9 protein-coding genes are annotated in these 11,835 nt (G+C 53.5%); 8 read left to right on the plus strand and 1 reads right to left on the minus strand.

Annotated features, from left to right (window positions below; translation table 11 throughout):
- Positions 1 to 128: 128 nt before the first annotated feature.
- From sdhC to sucD, 8 genes are all read left to right on the plus strand, one after another.
- Positions 129 to 533, plus strand: coding sequence for a succinate dehydrogenase cytochrome b556 subunit (sdhC, locus tag BEB54_RS19720; protein WP_000263355.1), 405 nt, complete (start codon positions 129 to 131; stop codon positions 531 to 533).
- Positions 527 to 874 (plus strand): succinate dehydrogenase membrane anchor subunit, encoded by a 348-nt coding sequence (gene sdhD / locus BEB54_RS19725; RefSeq protein ID WP_000254365.1) that lies wholly within the window; start codon positions 527 to 529, stop codon positions 872 to 874. The genes sdhC and sdhD overlap by 7 nt, the downstream gene beginning before the upstream one ends.
- Entirely contained in the window at positions 874 to 2,640 is a 1,767-nt protein-coding gene (gene sdhA / locus BEB54_RS19730; RefSeq protein ID WP_000775547.1) for a succinate dehydrogenase flavoprotein subunit, read from the plus strand. Before sdhD ends, sdhA begins: the two co-directional genes overlap by 1 nt.
- 15 nt (positions 2,641 to 2,655) lie before the next feature.
- Positions 2,656 to 3,372 carry a succinate dehydrogenase iron-sulfur subunit SdhB gene (sdhB, locus tag BEB54_RS19735; RefSeq protein WP_001235259.1) on the plus strand — a complete coding sequence of 239 codons (717 nt, stop codon included), beginning with the start codon at positions 2,656 to 2,658 and terminating at the stop codon, positions 3,370 to 3,372.
- A 444-nt stretch (positions 3,373 to 3,816) separates the two neighbouring features.
- Positions 3,817 to 6,618 carry a 2-oxoglutarate dehydrogenase E1 component gene (sucA, locus tag BEB54_RS19740; RefSeq protein WP_001181473.1) on the plus strand — a complete coding sequence of 934 codons (2,802 nt, stop codon included), beginning with the start codon at positions 3,817 to 3,819 and terminating at the stop codon, positions 6,616 to 6,618.
- A gap of 14 nt (positions 6,619 to 6,632) precedes the next feature.
- Positions 6,633 to 7,850 carry a 2-oxoglutarate dehydrogenase complex dihydrolipoyllysine-residue succinyltransferase gene (gene odhB / locus BEB54_RS19745; protein ID WP_000099823.1) on the plus strand — a complete coding sequence of 406 codons (1,218 nt, stop codon included), beginning with the start codon at positions 6,633 to 6,635 and terminating at the stop codon, positions 7,848 to 7,850.
- A 184-nt stretch (positions 7,851 to 8,034) separates the two neighbouring features.
- The gene (gene sucC / locus BEB54_RS19750) at positions 8,035 to 9,201 is read left to right on the plus strand and encodes an ADP-forming succinate--CoA ligase subunit beta (protein WP_001048602.1); all 1,167 of its coding nucleotides are present in this window, start codon (positions 8,035 to 8,037) and stop codon (positions 9,199 to 9,201) included.
- On the plus strand, positions 9,201 to 10,070 hold the full coding sequence (gene sucD / locus BEB54_RS19755; protein ID WP_000025458.1) for a succinate--CoA ligase subunit alpha: 870 nt from the start codon (positions 9,201 to 9,203) through the stop codon (positions 10,068 to 10,070). Before sucC ends, sucD begins: the two co-directional genes overlap by 1 nt.
- Before the next feature lie 97 nt (positions 10,071 to 10,167).
- Here sucD and BEB54_RS19760 read toward each other — a convergent pair whose 3' ends face one another.
- Positions 10,168 to 11,565, minus strand: a complete 1,398-nt coding sequence (locus BEB54_RS19760) for an RtcB family protein (RefSeq protein WP_105277500.1) — start codon at positions 11,563 to 11,565, stop codon at positions 10,168 to 10,170.
- Between the last annotated feature and the right edge of the window lie 270 nt (positions 11,566 to 11,835).

The raw sequence follows: 11,835 nt of genomic DNA on the forward strand, positions 1-11,835 counted from the left end.
ATGACGCGCAGTTATAGAAAGGACGCTGTCTGACCCGCAAGCAGACCGGAGGAAGGAAATCCCGACGTCTCCAGGTAACAGAAAGTTAACCTCTGTGCCCGTAGTCCCCAGGGAATAATAAGAACAGCATGTGGGCGTTATTCATGATAAGAAATGTGAAAAAACAAAGACCTGTTAATCTGGACCTACAGACCATCCGGTTCCCCGTCACGGCGATAGCGTCCATTCTCCATCGCGTTTCCGGAGTGATCACCTTTGTTGCAGTGGGCATCCTGCTGTGGCTTCTGGGTACCAGCCTCTCTTCCCCTGAAGGTTTCGAGCAAGCTTCCGCGATTATGGGCAGCTTCTTCGTCAAATTTATCATGTGGGGCATTCTTACCGCTCTGGCATATCACGTCGTCGTAGGTATTCGCCACATGATGATGGATTTTGGCTATCTGGAAGAAACATTCGAAGCGGGTAAACGCTCCGCCAAAATCTCCTTTGTTATTACTGTCGTGCTTTCACTTCTCGCAGGAGTCCTCGTATGGTAAGCAACGCCTCCGCATTAGGACGCAATGGCGTACATGATTTCATCCTCGTTCGCGCTACCGCTATCGTCCTGACGCTTTACATCATTTATATGGTCGGTTTTTTCGCTACCAGTGGCGAGCTGACATATGAAGTCTGGATTGGTTTCTTCGCCTCTGCGTTCACCAAAGTGTTCACCCTGCTGGCGCTGTTTTCTATCTTGATCCATGCCTGGATCGGCATGTGGCAGGTGTTGACCGACTACGTTAAACCACTGGCCTTGCGCCTGATGCTGCAACTGGTGATTGTCGTTGCACTGGTGGTTTACGTGATTTATGGATTCGTTGTGGTGTGGGGTGTGTGATGAAATTGCCAGTCAGAGAATTTGATGCAGTTGTGATTGGTGCCGGTGGCGCAGGTATGCGCGCGGCGCTGCAAATTTCCCAGAGCGGCCAAACCTGTGCGCTGCTCTCCAAAGTCTTCCCGACCCGTTCCCATACCGTTTCTGCGCAAGGCGGCATTACCGTTGCGCTGGGTAATACCCATGAAGATAACTGGGAATGGCATATGTACGACACCGTAAAAGGGTCGGACTATATCGGTGACCAGGACGCGATTGAATATATGTGTAAAACCGGGCCGGAAGCGATTCTGGAACTGGAACACATGGGGCTACCGTTCTCGCGTCTTGATGATGGTCGTATCTATCAACGTCCGTTTGGCGGCCAGTCGAAAAACTTCGGTGGCGAGCAAGCGGCACGTACTGCGGCGGCAGCTGACCGTACCGGTCACGCACTGTTGCACACGCTTTATCAGCAAAACCTGAAAAACCACACCACCATTTTCTCCGAGTGGTATGCGCTGGATCTGGTGAAGAACCAGGATGGCGCGGTAGTTGGTTGTACCGCACTGTGCATCGAAACCGGTGAAGTGGTTTACTTCAAAGCCCGTGCGACTGTGCTGGCAACCGGCGGGGCAGGGCGTATTTATCAGTCCACCACCAACGCCCACATTAACACCGGCGACGGCGTCGGTATGGCTATCCGTGCAGGTGTACCTGTGCAGGATATGGAAATGTGGCAGTTCCACCCGACCGGTATAGCAGGTGCGGGCGTACTGGTCACCGAAGGTTGCCGTGGTGAAGGCGGTTATCTGCTGAACAAACATGGCGAACGCTTTATGGAGCGTTATGCGCCGAACGCCAAAGACCTGGCGGGCCGTGACGTGGTGGCGCGTTCCATCATGATCGAAATCCGTGAAGGTCGCGGCTGTGATGGTCCGTGGGGGCCACATGCAAAACTGAAACTCGACCACCTGGGTAAAGAAGTTCTCGAATCCCGTCTGCCGGGTATCCTTGAACTCTCCCGTACCTTCGCACACGTCGATCCGGTGAAAGAGCCGATTCCGGTTATCCCAACCTGTCACTACATGATGGGCGGTATTCCGACCAAAGTGACCGGTCAGGCGCTGACGGTGAACGAGAAAGGCGAAGATGTGGTTGTTCCGGGGCTGTTCGCGGTAGGTGAAATTGCTTGTGTATCGGTACACGGCGCTAACCGTCTGGGCGGTAACTCGCTGCTGGACCTGGTGGTCTTTGGTCGCGCAGCGGGTCTGCATCTGCAAGAGTCTATTGCCGAGCAGGGCGCACTGCGCGATGCCAGCGAGTCTGATGTAGAAGCGTCTCTGGAGCGTCTGAATCGCTGGAACAACAACCGTAACGGTGAAGATCCGGTGGCGATCCGTAAAGCACTGCAAGAATGTATGCAGCATAACTTCTCGGTCTTCCGTGAAGGTGATGCGATGGCAAAAGGGCTTGAGCAGTTGAAAGTGATCCGTGAGCGTTTGAAAAATGCCCGTCTGGATGACACTTCCAGCGAGTTCAACACCCAGCGCGTTGAATGCCTGGAACTGGATAACCTGATGGAAACGGCGTATGCAACGGCTGTTTCTGCCAACTTCCGTACCGAAAGCCGTGGCGCGCATAGCCGCTTCGACTTCCCGGATCGTGATGATGAAAACTGGCTGTGCCACTCCCTGTATCTGCCAGAGTCGGAATCCATGACGCGCCGAAGCGTCAACATGGAACCGAAACTGCGCCCGGCATTCCCGCCGAAGATTCGTACTTACTAATGCGGAGACAGGAAAATGAGACTCGAGTTTTCAATTTATCGCTATAACCCGGATGTTGATGATGCTCCGCGTATGCAGGATTACACCCTGGAAGCGGAAGAAGGTCGCGACATGATGCTGCTGGATGCGCTTATCCAGTTGAAAGAGAAAGATCCCAGCCTGTCGTTCCGTCGTTCCTGCCGTGAAGGTGTGTGCGGTTCCGACGGTCTGAACATGAACGGTAAGAATGGTCTGGCCTGTATTACCCCGATTTCGGCACTCAACCAGCCGGGCAAGAAGATTGTTATTCGCCCGCTGCCAGGTTTACCGGTGATCCGCGATTTGGTGGTAGACATGGGACAATTCTATGCGCAATATGAGAAAATTAAGCCTTACCTGTTGAATAATGGACAAAATCCGCCAGCTCGTGAGCATTTACAGATGCCAGAGCAGCGCGAAAAAATCGACGGGCTGTATGAATGTATTCTCTGCGCATGTTGTTCAACCTCTTGTCCGTCTTTCTGGTGGAATCCCGATAAGTTTATCGGCCCGGCAGGCTTGTTAGCGGCATATCGTTTCCTGATCGATAGCCGTGATACCGAGACTGACAGCCGCCTCGACGGTTTGAGCGATGCATTCAGCGTATTCCGCTGTCACAGCATCATGAACTGCGTCAGTGTATGTCCGAAGGGGCTGAACCCGACGCGCGCCATCGGCCATATCAAGTCGATGTTGTTGCAGCGTAATGCGTAAACCCAGGCCTGATAAGACGCACAAGCGTCGCATCAGGCAACCAGTGCCGGATGCGGCGTGAACGCCTTATCCGGCCTACAAAAGAAATGCAGAAATCGTAGGCTTGATAAGACGCGCAAGCGTCGCATCAGGCAACCAGGGCCGGATGCGGCGTGAATGCGTTATCCGGCCTACAAAAGAAATGCAGGAATCGTAGGCCTGATAAGACGCGCAAGCGTCGCATCAGGCAAACAGCGCCGGATGCAGCGTGAATGCGTTATCCGGCCTACAAAAGAAATGCAGGAAATCTTTAAAAACTGCCCCTGACACTAAGACAGTTTTTAAAGGTTCCTTCGCGAGCCACTACGTAGACAAGAGCTCGCAAGTGAACCCCGGCACGCACATCACTGTGCGTGGTAGTATCCACGGCGAAGTAAGCATAAAAAAGATGCTTAAGGGATCACGATGCAGAACAGCGCTTTGAAAGCCTGGTTGGACTCTTCTTACCTCTCTGGCGCAAACCAGAGCTGGATAGAACAGCTCTATGAAGACTTCTTAACCGATCCTGACTCGGTTGACGCTAACTGGCGTTCGACGTTCCAGCAGTTACCTGGTACGGGAGTCAAACCGGATCAATTCCACTCTCAAACGCGTGAATATTTCCGCCGCCTGGCGAAAGACGCTTCACGTTACTCTTCAACGATCTCCGACCCTGACACCAATGTGAAGCAGGTTAAAGTCCTGCAGCTCATTAACGCATACCGCTTCCGCGGTCACCAGCATGCGAATCTCGATCCGCTGGGACTGTGGCAGCAAGATAAAGTGGCCGATCTGGATCCGTCTTTCCACGATCTGACCGAAGCAGACTTCCAGGAGACCTTCAACGTCGGTTCATTTGCCAGCGGCAAAGAAACCATGAAACTCGGCGAGCTGCTGGAAGCCCTCAAGCAAACCTACTGCGGCCCGATTGGTGCCGAGTACATGCACATTACCAGCACCGAAGAAAAACGCTGGATCCAACAGCGTATCGAGTCTGGTCGCGCGACTTTCAATAGCGAAGAGAAAAAACGCTTCTTAAGCGAACTGACCGCCGCTGAAGGCCTTGAACGTTACCTCGGCGCAAAATTCCCTGGCGCAAAACGCTTCTCGCTGGAAGGCGGTGATGCGTTAATCCCGATGCTTAAAGAGATGATCCGCCATGCTGGCAACAGCGGCACCCGTGAAGTGGTTCTTGGGATGGCGCACCGTGGTCGTCTGAACGTGCTGGTTAACGTGCTGGGTAAAAAACCGCAAGATTTGTTCGACGAATTTGCCGGTAAACATAAAGAACACCTCGGCACGGGCGACGTGAAATACCACATGGGCTTCTCGTCTGACTTCCAGACCGATGGCGGCCTGGTTCACCTGGCGCTGGCGTTTAACCCGTCTCACCTTGAGATTGTAAGCCCGGTAGTTATCGGTTCTGTTCGCGCCCGTCTGGACAGACTCGATGAGCCGAGCAGCAACAAAGTGCTGCCAATCACCATCCACGGTGATGCCGCAGTGACCGGGCAGGGCGTGGTTCAGGAAACCCTGAACATGTCGAAAGCGCGTGGTTATGAAGTTGGCGGTACGGTACGTATCGTTATCAACAACCAGGTCGGTTTCACTACCTCTAACCCGCTGGATGCCCGTTCTACGCCGTACTGTACTGATATCGGCAAGATGGTACAGGCACCGATTTTCCACGTTAATGCGGATGATCCGGAAGCCGTTGCCTTTGTGACCCGTCTGGCGCTCGATTTCCGTAACACCTTTAAACGTGATGTCTTCATCGACCTGGTGTGCTACCGCCGTCACGGCCACAACGAAGCCGACGAGCCGAGTGCAACTCAGCCGCTGATGTATCAGAAAATCAAAAAACATCCGACGCCGCGCAAAATCTACGCTGACAAGCTGGAGCAGGAAAAAGTCGCGACGCTGGAAGATGCCACCGAGATGGTTAACCTGTACCGCGATGCGCTGGATGCTGGCGATTGCGTGGTAGCAGAGTGGCGTCCGATGAACATGCACTCTTTCACCTGGTCGCCGTACCTCAACCACGAATGGGACGAAGAGTACCCGAACAAAGTTGAGATGAAGCGCCTGCAGGAACTGGCGAAACGTATCAGTACGGTGCCGGAAGCGGTTGAAATGCAGTCTCGCGTTGCCAAGATTTATGGCGATCGCCAGGCAATGGCTGCCGGTGAGAAACTGTTCGACTGGGGCGGCGCGGAAAACCTCGCTTACGCCACGCTGGTTGATGAAGGCATTCCGGTCCGCCTGTCGGGTGAAGACTCCGGTCGCGGTACCTTCTTCCATCGCCATGCGGTGATCCACAACCAGTCCAACGGTTCCACTTACACGCCGCTGCAACATATCCATAATGGTCAGGGCGCGTTCCGCGTCTGGGACTCCGTACTGTCTGAAGAAGCAGTGCTGGCGTTTGAATACGGTTATGCCACCGCAGAGCCGCGTACGCTGACCATCTGGGAAGCGCAGTTTGGTGACTTCGCTAACGGTGCGCAGGTGGTTATCGACCAGTTCATCTCCTCTGGCGAACAGAAATGGGGCCGGATGTGTGGTCTGGTAATGCTGCTGCCGCACGGGTATGAAGGGCAGGGGCCGGAGCACTCCTCCGCGCGTCTGGAACGTTATCTGCAACTTTGTGCTGAACAAAACATGCAGGTGTGCGTACCGTCTACCCCGGCACAGGTTTACCATATGCTGCGTCGTCAGGCGCTGCGCGGGATGCGTCGTCCGCTGGTGGTGATGTCGCCGAAATCCCTGCTGCGTCATCCGCTGGCGGTTTCCAGCCTCGAAGAACTGGCGAACGGCACCTTCCTGCCAGCCATCGGTGAAATCGACGAGCTTGATCCGAAGGGCGTTAAGCGTGTAGTGATGTGTTCTGGTAAGGTTTATTACGACCTGCTGGAACAACGTCGTAAGAACAATCAACACGATGTCGCCATCGTGCGTATCGAGCAACTCTACCCGTTCCCGCATAAAGCGATGCAGGAAGTGTTGCAGCAGTTTGCTCACGTCAAGGATTTTGTCTGGTGCCAGGAAGAGCCGCTCAACCAGGGCGCATGGTACTGCAGCCAGCATCATTTCCGTGAAGTGATTCCGTTTGGGGCTTCTCTGCGTTATGCAGGCCGCCCGGCCTCCGCCTCTCCGGCGGTAGGGTATATGTCCGTTCACCAGAAACAGCAACAAGATCTGGTTAATGACGCGCTGAACGTCGAATAAATAAAGGATACACAATGAGTAGCGTAGATATTCTGGTCCCTGACCTGCCTGAATCCGTAGCCGATGCCACCGTCGCAACCTGGCATAAAAAACCCGGCGACGCAGTCGTACGTGATGAAGTGCTGGTAGAAATCGAAACTGACAAAGTGGTACTGGAAGTACCGGCATCAGCAGACGGCATTCTGGATGCGGTTCTGGAAGATGAAGGTACAACCGTAACGTCTCGTCAGATCCTTGGTCGCCTGCGTGAAGGCAACAGCGCCGGTAAAGAAACCAGCGCCAAATCTGAAGAGAAAGCGTCCACTCCGGCACAACGCCAACAAGCGTCTCTGGAAGAGCAAAACAACGATGCGTTAAGCCCGGCGATCCGTCGCCTTTTGGCTGAACACAATCTTGATGCCAGCGCCATTAAAGGCACCGGTGTAGGTGGTCGTCTGACCCGTGAAGATGTGGAAAAACATCTGGCGAAAGCCCCGGCGAAAGAGTCTGCACCAGCAGCTGCGGCTCCCGCGGCGCAACCGGCTCTGGCTGCACGTAGCGAAAAACGTGTCCCGATGACTCGCCTGCGTAAGCGTGTGGCAGAGCGTCTGCTGGAAGCGAAAAACTCCACCGCCATGCTGACCACGTTCAATGAAGTCAACATGAAGCCGATTATGGATCTGCGTAAGCAGTATGGTGAAGCGTTTGAAAAACGTCACGGCATCCGTCTGGGCTTTATGTCCTTCTACGTGAAAGCGGTGGTTGAAGCCCTGAAACGTTACCCGGAAGTGAATGCTTCTATCGACGGCGATGATGTGGTTTACCACAACTATTTCGACGTCAGCATGGCGGTATCTACGCCGCGTGGCCTGGTGACGCCGGTTCTGCGTGATGTCGATACCCTCGGCATGGCAGACATCGAGAAGAAAATTAAAGAGCTGGCAGTTAAAGGCCGTGACGGCAAGCTGACGGTTGAAGATCTGACCGGTGGTAACTTTACCATCACCAACGGTGGTGTGTTCGGTTCCCTGATGTCTACGCCTATCATCAACCCGCCGCAGAGCGCAATTCTGGGTATGCACGCTATCAAAGATCGTCCGATGGCAGTGAATGGTCAGGTTGAGATCCTGCCGATGATGTACCTGGCGCTGTCCTACGATCACCGTCTGATCGATGGTCGCGAGTCCGTGGGTTTCCTGGTAACGATCAAAGAGTTGCTGGAAGATCCGACGCGTCTGCTGCTGGACGTGTAGTAGTTTAAGTTTCACCTGCACTGTAGACCGGATGAGGCATTATCGCTTTCTCCGGCAATTGAAGCCTGATGCGACGCTGACGCGTCTTATCAGGCCTACGGGTGACCGACAATACCCGGAAGCGATACGAAATATTCGGTCTACGGTTTAAAAGATAACGATTACTGAAGGATGGACAGAACACATGAACTTACATGAATATCAGGCAAAACAACTGTTTGCCCGCTATGGCTTACCAGCACCGGTGGGTTATGCCTGTACTACTCCGCGCGAAGCAGAAGAAGCCGCTTCAAAAATCGGTGCCGGTCCGTGGGTAGTGAAATGTCAGGTTCACGCTGGTGGCCGCGGTAAAGCGGGCGGTGTGAAAGTTGTAAACAGCAAAGAAGACATCCGTGCTTTTGCAGAAAACTGGCTGGGCAAGCGTCTGGTAACGTATCAAACAGATGCTAATGGCCAACCGGTTAACCAGATTCTGGTTGAAGCAGCGACCGATATCGCTAAAGAGCTGTATCTTGGTGCCGTTGTAGACCGTAGTTCCCGTCGCGTGGTCTTTATGGCCTCCACCGAAGGCGGCGTGGAAATCGAAAAAGTGGCGGAAGAAACTCCGCACCTGATCCACAAAGTTGCGCTTGATCCGCTGACTGGCCCGATGCCGTATCAGGGACGCGAGCTGGCGTTCAAACTGGGTCTGGAAGGTAAACTGGTTCAGCAGTTCACCAAAATCTTCATGGGCCTGGCGACCATTTTCCTGGAGCGCGACCTGGCGTTGATCGAAATCAACCCGCTGGTCATCACCAAACAGGGCGATCTGATCTGCCTCGACGGTAAACTGGGTGCTGATGGCAACGCACTGTTCCGCCAGCCTGATCTGCGCGAAATGCGCGACCAGTCGCAGGAAGATCCACGTGAAGCACAGGCTGCACAGTGGGAACTGAACTACGTTGCGCTGGACGGTAACATCGGTTGTATGGTTAACGGCGCAGGTCTGGCGATGGGTACCATGGACATCGTTAAACTGCACGGTGGCGAACCAGCTAACTTCCTGGACGTTGGCGGTGGCGCAACCAAAGAACGTGTAACCGAAGCGTTCAAAATCATCCTCTCTGACGACAAAGTGAAAGCCGTTCTGGTTAACATCTTCGGTGGTATCGTTCGTTGCGACCTGATCGCTGACGGTATCATCGGCGCGGTAGCGGAAGTGGGTGTTAACGTACCGGTCGTGGTACGTCTGGAAGGTAACAACGCCGAACTCGGCGCGAAGAAACTGGCTGACAGCGGCCTGAATATTATTGCAGCAAAAGGTCTGACGGATGCAGCTCAGCAGGTTGTTGCCGCAGTGGAGGGGAAATAATGTCCATTTTAATTGATAAAAACACCAAGGTTATCTGCCAGGGCTTTACTGGTAGCCAGGGGACTTTCCACTCTGAACAGGCCATTGCATACGGCACTAAAATGGTTGGCGGCGTAACCCCAGGTAAAGGCGGTACTACCCACCTCGGTCTGCCGGTGTTCAACACCGTGCGTGAAGCCGTTGCTGCCACTGGCGCTACCGCTTCTGTTATCTACGTACCGGCTCCGTTCTGCAAAGACTCCATTCTGGAAGCCATCGACGCAGGTATCAAACTGATTATCACCATCACTGAAGGCATCCCGACGCTGGATATGCTGACCGTGAAAGTGAAACTGGATGAAGCAGGCGTTCGTATGATCGGCCCGAACTGCCCGGGCGTTATCACTCCGGGTGAATGCAAAATCGGTATCCAGCCGGGTCACATTCACAAACCGGGTAAAGTGGGTATCGTTTCCCGTTCCGGTACACTCACCTATGAAGCGGTTAAACAGACCACGGATTACGGTTTCGGTCAGTCGACCTGTGTCGGTATCGGCGGCGACCCGATCCCTGGCTCTAACTTTATCGACATCCTCGAAATGTTCGAAAAAGATCCGCAGACCGAAGCGATCGTGATGATCGGTGAGATCGGCGGTAGCGCTGAAGAAGAAGCGGCTGCGTACATCAAAGAGCACGTTACCAAGCCAGTTGTAGGTTACATCGCTGGTGTAACTGCGCCGAAAGGCAAACGTATGGGCCACGCGGGTGCCATCATTGCCGGTGGGAAAGGGACTGCGGATGAGAAATTCGCTGCTCTGGAAGCCGCAGGCGTGAAAACCGTTCGCAGCCTGGCGGATATCGGTGAAGCACTGAAAACTGTTCTGAAATAAATATCTGTAATAAGAAATAGCCCTCGCCGCTTCCCTCTACAGGAATGGCGAAGGGCTGTCGGTTTCGACATGGTTGGCCATCGTATGATGGCCTTTTTTATGCCTTAAACGTTAACCACGGTCGAAATCTGACCGCAGGCTGAATTAATCCGGCTTCTTGTTGGGCTTCGATAACCGGACCAATATCTTTATAAGCCGCTGGCGCTTCTTCAAGACGTCGTTCTTCGCGCAATGTGACGCATTGCCACGGCAGCGTTGACTCTTCAGTCGCGCGTGAGCGCATGGCCTGCCGACGCTGGCTGCGTCCTGCTCCGTGACTGCATGACCACAGCCACTCCGGGTTGCCGCAACCAACCGCAAGCCACGAATAATCGCCCATTGAACCGGGGATTAACGCCAGATTGCCCACTCGTGCCGGTGTTGCGCCTTTGCGATGAATATTCATTTCATGCTCGCGAAGGATGATGTTATGTGGCACATCCACCACCAGATGCGAATTGTCCTGATGAAAGAGATTGGCAAGACATACGCGCACCATTTCGGCAATTGTCACGCGATTTAACCACGCGTAACGCGCCGCCATTCCTATCGCTTGTAGATATTCCTCCGCCAGTCCGCCTGCCAGACCATATAACCCGCTTTGTGGATGTTTATGTCCGGTGGGCCATTCAGCACGGGCGCGATCCATCCAGCGTCTTCCGACGTAAAAGCCAACATCTCGCGATCCACTGTGGATCATCACCACAATATCGCCTGTTTTCAGCCCTTGTTGCCAGGCTACATGGCGATCAACCACGCTATCAACGACCTGAAGTTCAATAAAATGATTACCTGAACCCGGCGTACCAAGACAAGGATCGCGGAGTAATGCGCGGTCCGTTGCCAGCAGGGCAGGTGGGGCATAACGCGAATGACTGTTATGCTCGTTAAGCCCAATGCAGCGGTCAATCTCTTGCGTCATCCGGGGGATATTTGTACGTGTCCAGAGACCTGCTGATGGCAAGGCCGACATGCAATCTGCCGGTCCGCCATCAAAAAGCGCGGTGAACGCTCGTGCGGATAACGGAACATCGCGCTCATTCTGCAGTAACACTTGTGTTAACCGCTGAGTGATTATTTCTTTATTCGCTTCGGCTTGCTCAAGGGTTAATCCGGTCGTCAGCAGCCGCATGCCACAAGAAATATCGGTGCCGATGGCGGCGGGAATGACTAAATCCGGCGTTGAGGCCACCACCGCGCCAACGGGGACGCCATTGCCGGGATGAAAATCTGGCGTCGCGCACGTCTGGCGTACGTAACCTGGATGGCCTGGTATCTTCACTTCTGCAAAATCAAGCAGTTGTGTCACTGCTTTTTCTTCCAGCGGCAGTTCGTCCGGCAGCAGTACGCGGGCACTGGCTCCTGATGGACGACATAATGAAACAATATTGTTGGCGCGGGAAAGTTGGATCCCTTTGCGCAGAAAGGCTTTATCAAGCCTTGAAAGATGATGCATAACGCTGTCCTGAAATATAGACGTTAATCAACCCCCTGTATTGCGAGGGTAATTTTGTCTTTCCGGTCAGCAGCCAGCAAAAGGGAAAGAAAACGCGCGTAGTGTATGCAGCAATGACGATCAATACAAGATAAAAAAGACTATTAACAAACGGGGGTGTTATAAAAGGGGTAAGTTATCGACGCCAGATTGTAAAATATGAAAAATGATAATTTCCAGTGGATATATTTTAAGATTTATTTTTACGCCTATTTTTACGTCGGGTAACTA

This window comes from Escherichia sp. MOD1-EC6021 (assembly GCF_002965245.1).
Taxonomy (GTDB): Bacteria; Pseudomonadota; Gammaproteobacteria; order Enterobacterales; family Enterobacteriaceae; genus Escherichia; species Escherichia coli_F.

Coding starts and splice junctions, on each gene's coding strand:
- sdhC (WP_000263355.1), top strand. CDS start 129: ATGTGGGCGTTATTCATGATAAGAAATGTGAAAAAACAAAGACCTGTT.
- sdhD (WP_000254365.1), top strand. CDS start 527: ATGGTAAGCAACGCCTCCGCATTAGGACGCAATGGCGTACATGATTTC.
- sdhA (WP_000775547.1), top strand. CDS start 874: ATGAAATTGCCAGTCAGAGAATTTGATGCAGTTGTGATTGGTGCCGGT.
- sdhB (WP_001235259.1), top strand. CDS start 2,656: ATGAGACTCGAGTTTTCAATTTATCGCTATAACCCGGATGTTGATGAT.
- sucA (WP_001181473.1), top strand. CDS start 3,817: ATGCAGAACAGCGCTTTGAAAGCCTGGTTGGACTCTTCTTACCTCTCT.
- odhB (WP_000099823.1), top strand. CDS start 6,633: ATGAGTAGCGTAGATATTCTGGTCCCTGACCTGCCTGAATCCGTAGCC.
- sucC (WP_001048602.1), top strand. CDS start 8,035: ATGAACTTACATGAATATCAGGCAAAACAACTGTTTGCCCGCTATGGC.
- sucD (WP_000025458.1), top strand. CDS start 9,201: ATGTCCATTTTAATTGATAAAAACACCAAGGTTATCTGCCAGGGCTTT.
- BEB54_RS19760 (WP_105277500.1), bottom strand. CDS start 11,565: ATGCATCATCTTTCAAGGCTTGATAAAGCCTTTCTGCGCAAAGGGATC.